Below are 671 nucleotides of genomic sequence, written 5' to 3' on the forward strand. Positions count from 1 at the left end.
AGGATACGGATGCAGTTCCCGTCAGAATCGTACTCATAGCGGGTTCCTTCTCCCTCATCGCCTTTCAGGGCATAGCTGACCGGATGGATCCGACTGGTGATGTCCCCGTCAAAGTTGCGGAATACACGGTGATGTTCCTGCAGGGGAGATATGGTATCTACCACACGTTCCAGAAAATCGTGGCGGTACTCATAGCCGCTCTCTTTCTTTTCCCACTGCACGGGTGGATAGTAAGTGGTCAGATTGCCCATGCGGTCATAGAATCTGCGGGTGGTGTAGCCTTCCCCGTCGATGCGGCTGGTGACAAAGTTCCTGGAATTGTAAGCCAGCTCCACCGTGCCGTAAGTATTGCTGATGGACAGTCTGCGGCCTACGGTATCGTAGCCGTAGGCAGTCTCCTCCCCCTTCGGCGTAATGACACGGCTGGGGTATGCCCGGTTGGCTTCATATTCCTTAAGGCTTTCGTTTCCGAGGGCATCCCGCTCCAGAATGCATCTTCCCCTGAAATCATACTTCCGGGCCGTTTCTTTCCATTTGCCCTCTTTGATCTTTTCCATCGTCCTGACCGGATTGTGTTCCTGGTCATAAGTATAGAGGGTCTCTCTTCCGTCGCTGTCCCATGTATGTACCAGATCATGGTGCTCATTATATTCATGGTGCACTTCAAAGCC

The 671-nt window shown here is 52.8% G+C and carries 1 protein-coding gene; it reads right to left on the reverse strand.

All coding sequences use genetic code 11. The annotated features are described in order from the left end of the window. A partial coding sequence (locus DWZ61_RS19890) for an RHS repeat protein (protein WP_182427214.1) occupies nt 1-671 on the reverse strand: 671 nt, incomplete at both ends.

It is taken from the genome of Clostridium sp. AF34-10BH, from assembly GCF_003478095.1.
Lineage (GTDB): Bacteria > Bacillota > Clostridia > Lachnospirales > Lachnospiraceae > Acetatifactor > Acetatifactor acetigignens.